The sequence below is a fragment of the Azospirillum sp. 11R-A genome (genome assembly GCF_049472615.1).
Classification (GTDB): domain Bacteria; phylum Pseudomonadota; class Alphaproteobacteria; order Azospirillales; family Azospirillaceae; genus Azospirillum; species Azospirillum palustre.
This window is the reverse complement of sequence record NZ_JBCEBL010000009.1, coordinates 112,221-127,208: the sequence shown is the minus strand read 5'-3', so window position 1 is coordinate 127,208 and position 14,988 is coordinate 112,221. Positions and strand designations below refer to the sequence as shown.

Below are 14,988 nucleotides of genomic sequence, written 5' to 3'. Positions count from 1 at the left end.
TTTCCCGATTCCACCGCCAGATTGCGAGGCTACCGGTGACAGAGCTAAAGAAGAAGGTATCGGCGGTGATGGTTGCCGCCGGGCTTGCGCTTTTCGCCGGGACGGCGGCGCAGGCGGCAACGGTGCTGAACCGCGGAAACGGTGGCGAGCCGTCGACGCTGGACCCGCACCGCACGGACGGGCGCATCGAATCGAACATCCTGCGCGACCTGTTCGAGGGGCTGGTGGTGTATGGCCCCGACGGCCGCATCCTGCCGGGCGTCGCCGAAAGCTGGCAGGTCTCGGAGGACGGCAAGCTCTACAGCTTCCAGCTCCGGGCCGACGCCCGCTGGTCCAACGGCGATGCGGTGACGGCCGAGGATTTCGTCTACAGCCTGCGCCGCGCCCTGACGCCCAAGGACGGCATCCAGCCCTCCTCCAACATGCGCGTCATCAAGGGTGCCGCCGCCGTCATCGACGGCACCAAGCCGGCCGACACGCTGGGCGTCGCGGCGCCGAACCCGCGCACCGTGACCATCGCGCTGGAGGCGGCCACTCCCTATTTCCTCGACCTGATCGCCGCCGACAACAGCGCCCTGCCCGTGCATCGCGGCACCGTCGAGTCACAGCGCGAGCGCTGGACCGATCCCGGCAAGATGGTCAGCAACGGCGCCTATGTGCTTGAGGAATGGCGGGCCCGCCAGCAGATCGGCCTGGGCAGGAACGCCAATTTCCACGGCCGCAGCGGCGTCTCGATCGACAAGGTCAACTTCTTCCCCATCGACGACTCCGCCGAGGAAGTCGACCGCTTCAAGGCCGGCACCCTCCACCTCACCTACGAGGTGCCGCAGGACCGGGTGAAGTGGATTTCGCTGACCGAACCGAAGGTGTTCTGGAACAGGCCCTTCCTGGCCACCTACTATTACGCCTTCAACCTCACGGTCGAGCCGTTCAAGAGCAACCGCGACCTGCGCCGCGCGCTGTCGCTGGCGGTCAACCGCGAGAACATCGTCGACAAGGTGACGCGCGCCGGCGAGACGCCGGCCTATGGGCTGGTGCCGCCCATCGTCCCCAACTATCGCCGCCAGACCGCCGACTTCATCGCCGAACCGATGGACAACCGCCTGCGCGAGGCGCGCCGCCTGTTCTCGACCGCGGGCTTCAGCCCGATGCAGCCGCTGGCGGTCGAGATCCTCTACAACCAGTCGGAAAACAACCGCGTCATCGCCGACGCCGTCATTTCCATGTGGCAGGACGCCTTCGGCAAGGGCATCCAGGTCAAGCCGGTCAGCGTCGAACGCACCGATTATCTCAAGCGCCGCGCGCGGCGCGATTTCCAGATCGTCCGCGCCGCCTGGATCGGCGACTACGCCGACCCCACCGTCTTCCTCAACCTGATGCTGTCCACCGCCCTGCCGCCGCGCAACGATCCCGGATACCGCAGCCGCAAGTATGACGACCTGCTTGCTAAGGCGGCGGCCAGCGAGGATGCGGCCCAGCGTTCCTCCCTGCTCGGCCAGGCCGAGAAGGCGATGATCGACGACGACCCGGTCATCCCGATCTACCACTTCTCCACCAAATCGCTGGTCAGCCAGCAGATCAAGGGCTGGGTCTACAACGTGCGCGACGTCCATCCCAGCCGCTTCCTGTCCATCGCCGAGAAGGCCGCCTCGTGACCGCCGCCACGGCGTCCACGGCAGCCTGACAGCAGACAGACGGCACAGCGAAAGCAGAGCGACAGGGGGAAACACATGGATTTCGGCCTTCTCACCATTCCGCTGGTGACACTGGCGATGGCCTTCGGCTTCGCCGTGTTCACCGACACCCAGACCATCCATTTCGACTATGTCGACGTGCCCGATTCGATCTCCCAGGAAACCGGTCTGACGCCGGCCGTGGTGATCACCAAGCTGGCCGACGACATGCAGGAGATCGAGCGGCAGGCCTTCACCAAGGCCGAAGCCCGTCAGGTCGAACTGCATGCCGACCAGAGCGCCACCTCGGTGCTGGGCGAATATCTCGGCGTCACCCCGCTGATCCGCGTGGTGCAGGAATCGGCGCACATGATCCCCTTCACCTTCTCCGGGGAAATCGTGCGCCACGACCAGCAGGTCGAATTCATCCTGCGCAGCTACGACAGCCACCACAACAAGACGCGCATCTCGCGCAACGGCTCGGTCGACGACATGAAGGGCCTGATCCACGGCGCCGCCTATGAGGCGATGCGCGTGGTGAACCCCTACATTCTGGCCGCCTACCAGTTCAAGCGCGACCGGCTGTCGCGCGATTTCACCCCGACCCTGGAAATCCTGCGCCGGGAGCTGGAAGGGCACGACTCGCGCTACGCCCCCTGGCTGCACAATCTGTGGGGCATGGTTCTGTACCAGCAGAACGACCGCCACGGCGCCATCCACCAGTTCGAGGAGGCGGTGCATCTCGACCCCAACTTCCTGTCGCCGCGCCTGAACCTGGGCGTCGTCAATGCCCGGCTCGGCGAATACGATTCGGCCGTGCGGAACTTCACCGCGGTGGTGCAGCACCCCAACGTGGCGCAGAGCCCGGCGGTGAAGGCGGCGGCGCTGAGCGAATGGGGCTTCACCCTGGCCCTGACCGGCCGGATCGACGAGGCCTACGCCAAATTCGACGAGGCAAGCCGGACCGATCAGAATTTCTCCGACGTCTATTCGAGCTGGGCCGAGGTGCTGAGCGCCCAGGGACGCCGCGAGGAGGCGGAGCGGATGACCGCCAAGGCGCTGAAGCTTGCGCCCAAGGAGGTCGTCTACACGGAAAACCTGATCGGCACCGTCCAGAACGTGCCGGCCACCGCCAGCATGAACTGACCGGCGGCAGGACGTTGACGGTATGACGGAGGGGGGCCGAAGCATGAGGCGGAACGCACACTCCACAACCATCACCGCTGCCATCGCCGCGGTGGCGGCGGCGATGGCCATCCTGGTCGCGGCGGCTCCGGCCGTTGCGGCGGGTGGGCATGGCAGCGGCAGCGGGCACGGTGGCCGCCAAGTCCGCCATGCGGTGCCGGTCCATGCCGAGGTCAAGCATGCGTCGACGCACCGTGACAAGGGCAAGGGCCATGGCGAAAGCCACGATGACGACCATGGCGGCGGCCACAGCAGCAGCGTCCTGCTGCTGGTGATCTACGGCCTGCTCGGCGTCAACAACGACCATGGCGGAGATCACGGCGGCGGGCATTCCAGCCCGATCGCCTCGATCTTCGGAGGCGGTCATGGCGGTGGGCATGGGGGAGGCCATGGCGCCGATCATGGAACGGGACACGGCCCCGACCCGGCCGGAGCCCATGGCCCGGCCGACGCCGCGGTCATCCCTGCAGCGGCCCATTGATGGCGGCCAATTGCCGGTGAATGGTCCGGAACCCGCGGGTTCCGGTCGGATTTTCAGAGCGGAGACGATGCAAGCAACCGAAAACAGCGGTACGGGCCGGTCGTTATGACCGTTGATGTCGCAGGCTGCCATGCCGTCCTTCATATCGACCGGCTGACGTCCAATCTCGCGATGGCCAGATCGATGCTGGACCGTGGCGCCCGCATCCTGGGCGTGGTCAAGGCCAACGCCTATGGTCATGGCGCCCTTGCCGTGTCCCGGGCGCTCGAACGTGCAGGCATCGACGGTTTCGCCGTCGACAGCCCGGATGAGGGAATCGAGCTGCGGCAGGCGGGGATCGCATCGCCGATCCTGGTGATGAACCCGCTTTGCCCCGGCGACGCATCCCCGATGATCGGGTTCGGCCTGACGGCGACCGTCAGCGATGTCGAAGCGGCCGAAGCGCTGCAAGCCGCCGCCCGCCGGGCCGGACGCCCGGCGGACATCCATGTCAGAGCACGGTCCGACTGCGCCGGGCTGGGCGCGGACGGGGACGCGCTGGTCCCCCTCCTGCGCGCGTTGCGCAGCCTCGCCAATCTGCGGGTGGAAGGGCTGTTCACCCACATGATCGGTCCCTATCGGGACGACCCCGGCCAGATCGGGCGGGAGGTCGCGAGCTTCCACACCCTGATCGACCGGCTGCCGGCTGATTTGCCGAGGCCGCCGCTCGTCCATGCCGTCACCAGCCCCGGCCTGTTCAATGCCCCCGACGCCCGCTTCGATATGGTCCGGCTGGGCGCCGTGCTTTACGGCATCCGCATGGTCGAGGCCGGCGGCGCGCCCTTCCCGTTCCGGCCGGTGATGGAGCTGGTGTCGCGCGTCGCGCATCTCTGCCGGCTGGAGCCGGGCGATGACATCGGATACGGCCCGGCCGCCCGGCGACGGAGCGATGGACGGAGCGGGGGGCCGGCCGGGAGCGCGACCGGAGGACGGGCCGCGATGATCCCGGTGGGCTATGCCGACCTCCCCTATCTGCTGCGCTTCCGCGACAGCGCCGTGCTGATCCGTGGGCGGCGGGCTCCGCTGATCGGCGAAGCCTTCATGGGCAAGGTCCTGGCGGACGTCACCGACATCCCGGACGCCGCGCTGGGCGACGAGGCGGTGTTCGTCGGCGCCCAGGGCATCGAGACGATCACGGTGGAAGACATCGGCAAGGCCAACGGCATCCGCCCGTCGGCCATTCTGATGCTGGGGCCGCGCGTGGCGCGCCGGCTCTCCGGACATTTGGCCGGACAGATGGGGGGCGTGGAATGAGCCGATGCGGACAGATGCCGAACCGGCGCCAACTGATCGCCGGCGCCGGCACGGCGGTCATGAGCGCCCTTCTTCCGGGTGGCGCGCACGCGGGCCGCGCGACCGACAACGCGTTGCTGCCGAAGCTGACCGACGGGCGGTACTGGCGCATCGGCTATGCCGAAACGATGCCCTACGGCAATTATGCGGGCACGCTGGCCAGCATCGTGAAGGGGCTGGACGCCCTGTCCTGGCTGAACGGAGCGGCACGGATGCCCTATGACGCCGGCCAGAGCGACAGCGGGGCGCTGTGGCGCTGGCTGTCGGCGCGCGACCTGGGGCCGCGGATCCGCTTCGTCGCCGACGGCTGGTACGGCGGACTGGACCAGGCGTCGGCGGAACCGATCCTTCAGCGGCTGGAGGGCGGCGGCGACATCGACCTGATGATCGTCATGGGCACCATCGCCGGGCGGAAGCTGGCGCTGGACCGCCACGCCGTCCCGACGCTGGTGTTCTCCACGACCAATGCGGTCGCCGCCGGCATCGTCGCCGCCGCGGAGCAGTCCGGCCGCAATCATGTCTGGGCTCATGTCGATCCCCAGCGCTATCACCGCCAGATCCGCATCTTCCACGAAACCTTCGGCTTCCGCCGGCTGGGGATCGCCTACGAGAACAGCACGGCCGGCCGTGCCATCGCCTCCATCGCCGACATCGAGGCGATGGCGGGACAGCTGGGGTTCGAGCTTGTGGCGCGCCATGTCCAGGCACCCGCCGGGTCCGACGATCAGGAACGCTATTACGCCGACCTCGCCACGGCCTGGGGCGACCTCTCCCGGCAGGTCGACGCCATGTACATCACCTTCGGCCGCTGGAGCCTGGAGCGCTTCCCGCCCCTGGTCCGCATCTTCCAGGAGCGCGGCATCCCGACCTTCTCGCAGCTTGGACCGGAGGAGGTGGCGCAGGGCGCCCTGATGAGCGTCGCCCGCAGCGATTTCGATGGAATCGGCCAGTTCGGCGCGTCGGTGATCGCCCGGCTGGCCAATGGCGAGAGGCTGGCGGAGATGCGCCAGATCTATTTCGACACGCCGACCATCGCCTGGAATCTGGCGGTTGCGAACCGGATGGGCTACCGCCCGGCGATGTCGGCGCTGCTGGCCGCCGACAACATCTACACCAGCCTCGGTGCCATGCCTTGAGCGGCCCGCCATCAGCCGAGAGGACCCGTCACGTGCAACGCAAGACCGGCCGTTTCCTGGCGACCTTCCTGCCATCCGTGCTGCTGATCGTGGCGGCGCTGGTCTTCAGCGCCGGCATCAACCTCGGCACCTTCCGGCGGGATTGCGGCGACGCGCTGTTCTCCACCTTCGGGGTCGCCGGCCGGAAGGTGGTCACCAGCATCGAATATGCGGTGAAGTACGGCAAGACCATCGAGAACTTCTTCGGCATGGAGCGGGCGCTCAGCCAGTTGAAGACCTATCTGCCGCAGGCCGACGGCGTGGCGGTCGCGCTGCCGGACGGGCAGGTCGCCTATGCCATCGGCACCTACGGCTTCAAGGATCGTATCGGCGACCGGCTGACCGGCTATGAGCAGCGCAGGACGGCCGGCGAGTTCCAGCGTGCCACGTCCTTCAACTATCACGACACGGACAGCCGGTCGCACAAGCTGTTCCTGCCGATCCGTGATCCCGCCGATGGACGCTGGATCGGCACCCTGGTGATCGCCGCCGGCGATTCGGTGATCGACGATTACGTCCGCGCCTTCGAACGGCACACGCTGATCCTCGTCGGCGCGCTGGGTGGGGTCGCGATCCTCCTGCTGGGCGGCCTTGCCCTGCTGCCGGAACGCGGACGCGGCGGGCTCGGACGACCGCGCTCCGGGCGCGCGGCGCTCGCGGTGGCGGCGCTGGTGCAGATCGCGGTCGGCGTGACCGGCTACGGCGCCTTCAGCGACGCCTATCTGCGCACCGTGGAGAACACCACCGGGATCGTCGAGAACATCGTGGCGACGGACATCGGCTCCGTCATCGGGCGCGGGGCGACCTACCGCTCCTTCTCGGGCATCGACGATTATTTCCGCGAGATCATCGGCATCGTTCCCCACTTCAAGGGCATGTCGCTGGCCGTTCCGGAAGGGGCCGATCTGTCGGGCTCGCTCGGCTCCGGCCAGCCGGCGGCCAAGGGGGATCTGGTGACGGGACGGGCGCTGGCGACCGACGCGGACTTCGTGACGCCGACCCTGCGCATCGTCATCGACAGCGACTTCATCCAGCGCAACATGCTGGAGGTCGTCGCCAACAACGTGACGATCCTGATCATCTCGCTGATGTTCATCTATGAACTGCATGCCTTCGTCAGCCGGCGGATGCGGCCGACGGTGGAGACGGTAGCCGAGACAGAGGCAGTGGTAGTGGGCGCCGATGCCGCCGCCGCGACCGGCCGGTCCCTGGCCGGCCTCCGCTTCCTCACCTTCATGCTCTATTTCGGCATGTTCCTGTCGGCCTCCTTCGTGCCGGTCATCATGCAGACCTTCGACCGCGGCCTGTTCGGATTGGCTCCGCCCCAGGCGGCGGCGATTCCGGTGTCGGTGGAGATGCTGTGCGGCGCGCTGGCGATCCTGCTGGCGGGACGGATCAGCGCGCGGCTGCCCTGGCGGACGATGACCGCCGCCGGTCTGGCCGTCGCCGTGCTGGGCGCCCTGGTCTCCGGGATGACCGGCGACCCGGTCCTGTTCATCGTGGCGCGCGGTCTGGTGGGTGCCGGAACGATGACGGCGCTGATGGGGCTGTACCGCCTGATCGACCGCATCCGCCGGATCGATCCGGCGACGGGAGCCTATTCCGACCTGTTTTCCGGCATGTATGTCGGCGTCAATTGCGGCGCGGTCGTCGGCAGCCTGCTGGCGGACGCAATCGGCCCCCACGCGGTTTTCCTGATCGCCGCCGTCGTGCTGACGCTGGGCATCGGGCAATTGCTGCTTCTGACTCCCGAACCGGCGGGAGCGGCCGCCATCGCTGCCCTCGCCCCCGCCGCGGCGAAGCCGGACGGTGACACGGCACCCACGCGGCGGGTGTGGAGCGACGGTTCCTTCCTCGCCTTCCTGCTGCTGGTATCGGTTCCGACCTCCGCCTGCAGCATGTTCCTGATCTATTATTTTCCCCTGTTCGCCAGCGGGTTGGGACAGCCGGCCTCCACGGTCGGTCAGGCTTTCCTGCTCTATGGCCTGTGCATCGTCTATCTCGGCCCGCTGCTGTCGCGCCTGATGCGGTCGAGCGACCTCGCCCCCGGCCTGCCGGTCCTCGCCTCCGGCCTCATCATGGCGGCGGGGCTGACGACCTTCGCGCTGACCGGAAGCCTGGTCGGGGCGTTCCTGGCGATCCTGCTTCTCGGCCTCAGCGACAGTTTCGGCCTGACCGCGCAGCAGCGCTATCTCGAGCGGCTGCCTGTCGTGGGCACCCATGGGCTCGCGGTTCCGCAATCCTATCATCTGAACGCCCGGAAGATCGGTCAGGTCATCGGCCCGATGCTGTTCAGCGCCGCCGCGGTCGCCGGCGGGGCGGGCGCGACGCTGATCGGCCTCGGTCTGGCGGCGGCGCTGCTGCTTCATCTCGGACTGTCCGTCCTGGCCCTGCGCCGACGCCCGTTCATGGCCAAAACGGCATGAGGGACCAAAACGGCCTGAGGAAGATGACGGCACAGGCCCGGACGGAGGACAGTCCGCTGCGCCTGGCGATTCTCGACGGCGGCTGGGCGCCGGCCATCGCCGCGTTGCAGGACGCGGCAATCGGCGACCGCATGTATCCGGTCAGTGGCGACCAGATCGCCGAGATGCTCGGCCCCCGCGGCCTGACGGTGGGGGCGCTGGCCGGCGACCGGTTGGTCGGCTTCTTCTCGCTGCTGTTTCCCGGCCGGCAGCCCGATTCGATGGGCCTTCCCTTCGGGCTTGTGGATGGGGAACTGGACGCGGTGGTTCACTGGACCGCGGTGATCGTCGATCCCGCCTTCCGCGGGCAGCGGTTGCAGCAGCGGATGGTCGCGGCGGTCGACTGGCGGCTGTTTCCCGGGTCCCCGCAAGATTACGGCTTCGTCACCGTGCGCGCCGACAATCCGCCCAGCCTGCGCAGCATGCTGGCCTGCGGCTTCGCCATGGTCTGGACCGCCCCCAAATTCGACGGCCACCTGCGCCATACCCTGTTCCGCATCACGCCGGGTGACGGCGCGGTTCCCGACGGCGGGGAGATGGTGGCGCTGATGGATGTGCAGCGTCAGATGGACCTGATGGCGCGGGGATGGATCGGCTGGCCCCAGGATACCGCCCCCGGCCACGTCCGCTTCGCCCCCCCGGTTCCCGGCAGCCTCGTGGACCGCATCAGGGCGCGGAAGCGGTCGGGATAGCCTCCTCGGTCACGTCGTCACGCGTTGACGTCGCTGAAGCCGAAGGCGTCGCGCAGCCGGGCGAGCATGCCGGTTCCCTGCCCGCGCTGGCGGTCGTCCTCGTCCGGGCGGCCACTGCCGTGCCCGTCCGCCGAGCGGGTGGATGCGATGCGGCCCAGCAGGTCGCGCAGCGACGGCTGGCCGTCCAGCGCCTGTGCCAGCACCGTCTCGTCGATCTCGTACAGCAGCGCCGGCCCCAGGGTCCGCGCCGAACTCGTCCTCGCGGCCCCGTCCAGCAGGGCGCTCTCCCCGAACAGCGCGCCCGGTCCAAGGCGGGACAGCTCGATCTCGGTGCCGTCCAGGCCGGTGGTGCTGAGCGTCACGATGCCTTCCGCCACCAGGAACAGCGACCGGCCGGCATCGCCCTGGCGGTACAGCGGCGTGCCGATGGCGACCCGCTGCGGCCGGGCGCCGGCCGCCAGCCGCTCGCGGGCTGGGTTGTCGAGCGGCTGGAACAGGGGAGCGGCGGCGATCAGCGACGCCGCGTCCGGATGGGCGTCGGCCGCGTCGGTCCCCCCCTCCACCAGCCGGATGTTGGCGTGGCGCTGCGCCAGCGTCACCCCGGCATGGCGGAAAACCGAATGGATGCTGATCAGCACCGCATGCTCCTGCGATTGCAGGAGGGAGCGGTCGGTCAGGTCGAACGAAACCAGGAAGCGCATCCCGAATTCGTCGATGCCGTTGAACTTCACCCAGACCAGGCCGAGATGCTTGCGCCCATCGACGCTCTTCACCAGCCGCAGCGCGTCGGTCAGCAGATTGACGATCCGGTCGGGATCGTGGCCCAGCGTCACATGCAGCAGCATCTGGGCGATGAAGCGGTTGTTGGGGTGCGAGCAGTTCTCGATCCGCGTGCCTGCCGCGACCGCGTTCGGAATGCTGACCACCGTGTTGTTGAAGGTCTGGATCTTGGTCGAGCGCCAGGAGATGTCGATCACCTGACCGATGGGCGCATCCCCCACCTTGATCCAGTCGCCACGGCGGAACGGCCGTTCGAGGTTCAGCACCATGCCGGAGAAGATGTTGGACAGGTTGCTTTGCAGCGACAGGCCGATGATCATCGCCAGCACGCCGGAGGTGGCGAGCAGGCTGGTCAGGTCCTTCTGGAAGACCTGCGCGATCACGCCGAAGACCGCCAGGATCAGGATCAGCAGCGACACCGTGCTCTTGACCACCTGCGGGATCGCCCGTTCGCTGGACGCCTCCAGCGGATCCCAGGCGAAGCGGTGCAGGGCCAGATTGATGAACAGGGCGGGGACCAGCCACCATGCCACGTCGAAGGCGGTGACGGTGGCAGCCATCGCCCGTTCGGCGTCGATCCGCGCGAAGCCGTCGATCAGCGCCGATTCGGCGGCAAGCAGGCCGACTCCGGTCGCAGCCGACTCGACCAGCAGGAACAGGCGGGGGAAGCGGCGGTCCGACTGCCATGCCTCGGCCCCGCGCAGGGCCAGCAGCAGCAGACAGGCGCCCCATACCCCGATGAGGGCGGGTAGCCCACCGATCTGCCGGCGCAATCCGCGATCCTGCGGCTCGATCGACAGTTCGAAACGGACCGTCGGGGCGTCGCGCCCGGCGCGCCGTTCTTCAGGCCGGATCTGGGCACCGGGCACCGCCGCCGGAATGTCGGCGGTGAGAACCGCGTCCGTCACCGCCCAGCCCGCCCCGGCCACCTTGCGCCCGGCGAGCACACGCGCGAGGTCGCGGTGGGCGGAGCCGTCGCCTTCATCGGCGGCGAAGATCATCCGCTCATGATTGAGGTCGCGGCTGCGGAACCGCAGGCCGACCCGATGTCCGCCCAGCGGCGCGCGGGCGTCCTGCCACGCATCCATCAGGAAGCGGCCGGTGACATGGTAGAGCCGGTAATCCTCGTCGCCGTTGCGCGCCTGTTCGACGGGAACGCCCACCATCACCGGCTCCACGGTGTCGAGGAACTGGATGTCGGTGACCGCTTCCGGAGGCGGGCTGTCGGGAACGTTGCGGTAGCGGAACCACAGGTCGAACTCGATCCGCGCCGAACGGTTGACGGGATCGATGTCGGAAATGCGGCTGACCGACATGCCGACATGAACCACCGACAGTGGCCTCATCGCGCCGCGGTTGCCGTTTCCGCCGCTGCCGTCCGCATCGGCCGCATAGCGCAACTGGGTCAGCGCAGTGGTCAGCCCGTCATCCGGCCCGGCGCCGGTGGTGAACTGGCCGATGCCGAGCGCCCGCTCCGGCGTTCCGTCCTCGCCGAAATACAAGGGGCCGGTGACGCCGGGCACGGCATGCAGCACCGAGCGGATGGCGGCGAGCTGGTCGCGCACCATGCGCCGCGCCGACGCGCGCGTGCTCCAGCTGCCCGCCAGCCCCGCCCGCCGCACGGCGGCGACCAGAAGCTGCCCGGCATCGTAGGCGTAGAGCGCCGCCCAGTTGCCGAGCGGCCCGAATCGCGCATCGTAAGCCGCGAGCAGGCGGTTCGCCTGCTGGTTGGCGATGTCGGGCAGAAAGGAGCTGATGACGAAGAGCTTGCCCGTATAGAGGCCGGGATGGGACGATTCGCGCGGCAGACGCGACAGCTGCTTGCCGAAGGACGGCGCTCCCAGCCAGTTGGGGCCGAGAATGCGATTGGTCACACCCGCATCGCGCAGCGCCTGGATCAGCATGACCGCCGGCTCCTCCGTCGCCAGAAGGACGACGACGGTCTCGGCAGACAGCCCGCGCAGAGTGCCGACGAAATCGGCGATGTCGCGGGCGAAGCCGGCCGCCGCCGGATTGATCGCCGCATCCAGCCGCAACCCGACGCCACGCTGCGGCATGACGTCACGCAGGGGACCCGCAAGCCGCTCCGTGACCGTCTGCGGCGTGCGCAGCAGCGCCACCGAATCGGCAAGCAGTCCGAGCCGGACGTAATCGGCCATGAAGGCGGCTTCCCGCTCGTCCGAATGCCCGATGCGGAAATACCAGGCATTGTTCCGCGTCAGGCTGGTCTCGCTCGCCATCGGTGACAGGGCGGGAATGCCGGCGGCGGCATAGATCGGCGCGGCCGCAAGGGAGGTGGCGGAACTGTCGTGGCCGATCACCGCCAGGATGCTGTCGTCCTCCACGATCTCCGCCGCGGCCTTGCGGGCGCTGGGAGAAACGCCGTGATCGTCGAACGGTACGAACTGAAGCTGCAACCCGTCGATCCCGCCGGTGGCGTTGATGCCGTCCGCCAGAAGCCCCAGCGCCCTGACGATGTCCTGGCCGCCTTCCGACAGGTTTCCGGCATAGGCGATGCGAACCGTACCGGCACTGTCCCGAATCGCGGATCGCGATGTCAGCGATGGCACCGCCAATCCTCCGGCCAGCAATGCCGCCAAAAACAGGAGAATGGCGATCAAGCGCATCGGTAGGGCAACCCCAGGACTCCACTTCGGCGGGAAGGCGGCAGGAAGGCGGCGCTCAGGCGCCGGACAACGGCGAGTTACGCAGGTCCAGTAGGCCCGACGGCCCGGCGAGGATCAAGCCTTACGCGCGGTGCGCGCGGTCAAGTCCGGGAAATCTCCGATTATCCCGGCTTCCTCACCTTTAAGTGTTAGAGTCTTACTGAATGCCGCAACCTTTCTTTGAAACAAATCAAAAAGTCTGGAATCTAAACATTTCACCGATTCGGTAATTTGTTATTGGCAGGGATAACATAAACCAACCCTTTTCCAGACAAGGCGCGGCTGAAACCAGTAGGAGTGTTCCCGATGGATATAGCGTGTCTATTGTGGAAAGAATCAGACGGTGAGACTATGTTGCACGTGCTTTCCTGAAGAGGTACGCAAAAATTGCCGCCCGATGCGCTCTCTGCGCAGGGCGGGAAGGCTGGATGAGGCCGTGGGGACAGGCGGACGCTCTATTCGTTCGCAGGGTGCGATGTAGACTTGGCAACGCAATGGGTTGGATTTCAAATGACCGAAGCAGTCGAGGATTGCCGCCGTAAATTCGCCGATCTGGTCAAGCTGAATGGGATTTCAAGCAAGTATATCGAGCGCGACACCGAGCGGCGGATCCTGGAGGATGGGGTTGTCCGTTGCGGCCTGACGCTGGAGGAAGCACGCGGCGTCATGCGTTGTGTCGCCGACGATTACGATCTCGTTTTCGAAAGCGAAACCGATCGTCGGATCCGGCAGGTGCTGGACAAGCACGCCGGGAAGAAGGGAAAGATCGGCAAGAAGCAGTTCAACCAGACTGCTTCGATCCTGCGCGATTTCTCCAACGACAGCATCAGCGAGGAAGAGGCGCGGCGCCACATCAAGCGCATCATGACCGACAACGGATGGCAGCCGAAGCGGGCCGGGCTGATCCCGACCAAGCGCTGGTATCGCAAGATCGAAACCTGACACCTGCCCTGACACCTGCCCTGACACTTGAAAGGCTGAGGCCCGCGACGGGGAGCGACGCCCATGGATATCCTAGAGCTGTTCGCGTCGGGAACCGTCATCCTTATCGGGACACTTCTGATCGCGGCACCGCTGATCGTCTACCGGGCGCTGTTCGACACCGCACGGCACTGGCATGCGTACGGCGCCGGCCGCGCCGGCATCGTCGAACTGTGCGGGTTCCTGATCGGCATCTGCTTCATCCTGACCACGCCGCTTCCCGGCGGCGGCCTGAACGCCGATCTGCTGTTCGGCGTCGGCGGCCCCTGGGATCTCGATCCTCCGGCGTTCGAGGCCCTGGTCCTCGACACGCTGGCCGAGGCTCCGGACCGGCTGGCGGCGTGGCTGGCCGAGCGGGACGACCGCCTCAACCTGACCCTGGTCGTCGGTTTCGCCTTTGCCTTGCTGGCCGGACGGGGAGCCTGGGGCTTCTACCGGACCCACTGGCGCGTCGCCATGCTGACCCTGGCGATGGATCTGACGCTGGCGGCGCTTGCGTCGGTGGCGACGCTCTACGCCACGCTTCTCGGCCTCTGGCTGCTCAACCGCCTGAATTTCTGGGCTTTGGCGGTCGCGGTGCTGGTCATGCAGGAGTACCGCTACAACACGCTGGGCCTGTTCCAGAAGCAGCGCCATTTCCGCGCACCGAAATCGATGCTCCCGCTGGGCGCACCGGTCAGCAGCGGGAGCGACAGCAGCCGGCGGAAACGGGTCAGGGCGGAGGGGTCAGGACGTGCGACTGGCCGGAAATTCGGCGTTTGAAATGCGACCAGCACACACCGGACGCCAGCACCAGCCCCGCCAGCACCAGCGCCAGGTAGCTGCTCCACAACGGTGCGTCGGCATCGAGCGCGCCGAGGTGCCGCAGCGACAGATAGCCGCTGTAGAGGATCGTCACCGCGGTGAGAATCCCCGGCAGGCGCAGCGCGACCCAGGCGATCCGCAGATAGGCGGCATAAAGGGCGAGCAGCAGCAGGCCGACGGCGATCTTCACCGACAGGCGGCTGCCGTCGTCGGTTCCGAGCCAGGCGGCATAGGAATAGCCGGTCGGGTTCCAGGTGGCGAACAGCAGGAGGAAGCAGGTTACGGTGCGGATCAGATAGCCGAAGCTCTTCATGGCGTCATCCGGCCGGTCAGGCGATCAGGTTCTGCGAATCGACCTGACCGCTCAGGCGATAGCGCACGAGCGACCAGGATTGCCCGGCCCCCAGCACGATGGCGACGGTGCTCAGCAGGCCAAGCGAACGGGTGGTGGGATCGGTCAGATCGATCACGCCGAAATCCCACAGGACCCAGCCGAACGACGACACGACCGAAAGCACCAGCAGAATGCCGATCAGCTTCATCGAACGCCACGTGGCCTGCGCATGGATGAAAAGCAGGAAGGCCAGCACCGACGCGCCGAACAGCTTGACCGTCCAGTGCCCCTGATCGCCGACGAGCCAGTCGTAATAGGAATAGCCGGACGGGTTGTAGATGCCGAAGACCAGCAGGACCGCGAAGATGATCCGGACGATGAAACCCGCTGTCGTCATCATGGCGGCGGCTCTGCACAAAT

The 14,988-nt window shown here is 67.4% G+C and carries 12 protein-coding genes; 9 read left to right on the top strand and 3 right to left on the bottom strand.

Translation table 11 applies throughout. The features are described from left to right. Positions 1 to 35: 35 nt before the first annotated feature. The 7 genes from VH569_RS14920 to VH569_RS14890 all read left to right on the top strand — a co-directional run bounded on the left by VH569_RS14920 (position 36) and on the right by VH569_RS14890 (position 9,003). Entirely contained in the window at positions 36 to 1,655 is a 1,620-nt protein-coding gene (locus VH569_RS14920; RefSeq protein ID WP_423316051.1) for a peptide ABC transporter substrate-binding protein, read from the top strand. Between the two features lie 75 nt (positions 1,656 to 1,730). Then, positions 1,731 to 2,819: a tetratricopeptide repeat protein gene (locus VH569_RS14915; protein ID WP_395456261.1), complete on the top strand. Its 1,089-nt coding sequence runs from the start codon at positions 1,731 to 1,733 to the stop codon at positions 2,817 to 2,819. Positions 2,820 to 2,862: 43 nt separating this feature from the next. Continuing rightward, complete coding sequence (locus VH569_RS14910; RefSeq protein ID WP_423316050.1) at positions 2,863 to 3,339, top strand: hypothetical protein; 477 nt, start codon at positions 2,863 to 2,865, stop codon at positions 3,337 to 3,339. A 105-nt stretch (positions 3,340 to 3,444) separates the two neighbouring features. Continuing rightward, on the top strand, positions 3,445 to 4,632 hold the full coding sequence (gene alr, locus VH569_RS14905) for an alanine racemase (RefSeq protein ID WP_423316049.1): 1,188 nt from the start codon (positions 3,445 to 3,447) through the stop codon (positions 4,630 to 4,632). 14 nt (positions 4,633 to 4,646) lie between these two features. Further along, a complete protein-coding gene (locus VH569_RS14900) occupies positions 4,647 to 5,807 on the top strand; it encodes an ABC transporter substrate binding protein (RefSeq protein WP_423316048.1) in 1,161 nt (386 codons plus the stop codon). Between the two features lie 32 nt (positions 5,808 to 5,839). Then, positions 5,840 to 8,272 carry an MFS transporter gene (locus VH569_RS14895; RefSeq protein ID WP_423316047.1) on the top strand — a complete coding sequence of 811 codons (2,433 nt, stop codon included), beginning with the start codon at positions 5,840 to 5,842 and terminating at the stop codon, positions 8,270 to 8,272. Positions 8,273 to 8,295: 23 nt separating this feature from the next. Continuing rightward, a complete protein-coding gene (locus VH569_RS14890) occupies positions 8,296 to 9,003 on the top strand; it encodes an N-acetyltransferase (RefSeq protein ID WP_423316046.1) in 708 nt (235 codons plus the stop codon). Between the two features lie 17 nt (positions 9,004 to 9,020). Here VH569_RS14890 and VH569_RS14885 read toward each other — a convergent pair whose 3' ends face one another. Next, the gene (locus tag VH569_RS14885) at positions 9,021 to 12,353 is read right to left on the bottom strand and encodes an ABC transporter substrate-binding protein (RefSeq protein WP_423316045.1); all 3,333 of its coding nucleotides are present in this window, start codon (positions 12,351 to 12,353) and stop codon (positions 9,021 to 9,023) included. Between the two features lie 606 nt (positions 12,354 to 12,959). Here VH569_RS14885 and VH569_RS14880 point away from each other — a divergent pair. Both VH569_RS14880 and VH569_RS14875 read left to right on the top strand, forming a co-directional pair. After that, the gene (locus VH569_RS14880) at positions 12,960 to 13,391 is read left to right on the top strand and encodes a hypothetical protein (protein WP_109050753.1); all 432 of its coding nucleotides are present in this window, start codon (positions 12,960 to 12,962) and stop codon (positions 13,389 to 13,391) included. A 63-nt stretch (positions 13,392 to 13,454) separates the two neighbouring features. Further along, positions 13,455 to 14,192: a hypothetical protein gene (locus tag VH569_RS14875; RefSeq protein WP_423316044.1), complete on the top strand. Its 738-nt coding sequence runs from the start codon at positions 13,455 to 13,457 to the stop codon at positions 14,190 to 14,192. Here VH569_RS14875 and VH569_RS14870 read toward each other — a convergent pair. After that, positions 14,143 to 14,547 carry a DUF6524 family protein gene (locus VH569_RS14870; protein WP_423316043.1) on the bottom strand — a complete coding sequence of 135 codons (405 nt, stop codon included), beginning with the start codon at positions 14,545 to 14,547 and terminating at the stop codon, positions 14,143 to 14,145. The genes VH569_RS14875 and VH569_RS14870 overlap by 50 nt on opposite strands. A 16-nt stretch (positions 14,548 to 14,563) precedes the next feature. Continuing rightward, positions 14,564 to 14,968, bottom strand: coding sequence for a DUF6524 family protein (locus VH569_RS14865; RefSeq protein WP_423316042.1), 405 nt, complete (start codon positions 14,966 to 14,968; stop codon positions 14,564 to 14,566). Between the last annotated feature and the right edge of the window lie 20 nt (positions 14,969 to 14,988).

Excerpts from the sequence above, each read along its gene's own strand:
- VH569_RS14915 (WP_395456261.1), top strand. The coding sequence starts at position 1,731 with ATGGATTTCGGCCTTCTCACCATTCCGCTGGTGACACTGGCGATGGCC.
- VH569_RS14910 (WP_423316050.1), top strand. The coding sequence starts at position 2,863 with ATGAGGCGGAACGCACACTCCACAACCATCACCGCTGCCATCGCCGCG.
- alr (WP_423316049.1), top strand. The coding sequence starts at position 3,445 with ATGACCGTTGATGTCGCAGGCTGCCATGCCGTCCTTCATATCGACCGG.
- VH569_RS14900 (WP_423316048.1), top strand. The coding sequence starts at position 4,647 with ATGCCGAACCGGCGCCAACTGATCGCCGGCGCCGGCACGGCGGTCATG.
- VH569_RS14890 (WP_423316046.1), top strand. The coding sequence starts at position 8,296 with ATGACGGCACAGGCCCGGACGGAGGACAGTCCGCTGCGCCTGGCGATT.
- VH569_RS14880 (WP_109050753.1), top strand. The coding sequence starts at position 12,960 with ATGACCGAAGCAGTCGAGGATTGCCGCCGTAAATTCGCCGATCTGGTC.
- VH569_RS14875 (WP_423316044.1), top strand. The coding sequence starts at position 13,455 with ATGGATATCCTAGAGCTGTTCGCGTCGGGAACCGTCATCCTTATCGGG.
- VH569_RS14870 (WP_423316043.1), bottom strand. The coding sequence starts at position 14,547 with ATGAAGAGCTTCGGCTATCTGATCCGCACCGTAACCTGCTTCCTCCTG.
- VH569_RS14865 (WP_423316042.1), bottom strand. The coding sequence starts at position 14,968 with ATGATGACGACAGCGGGTTTCATCGTCCGGATCATCTTCGCGGTCCTG.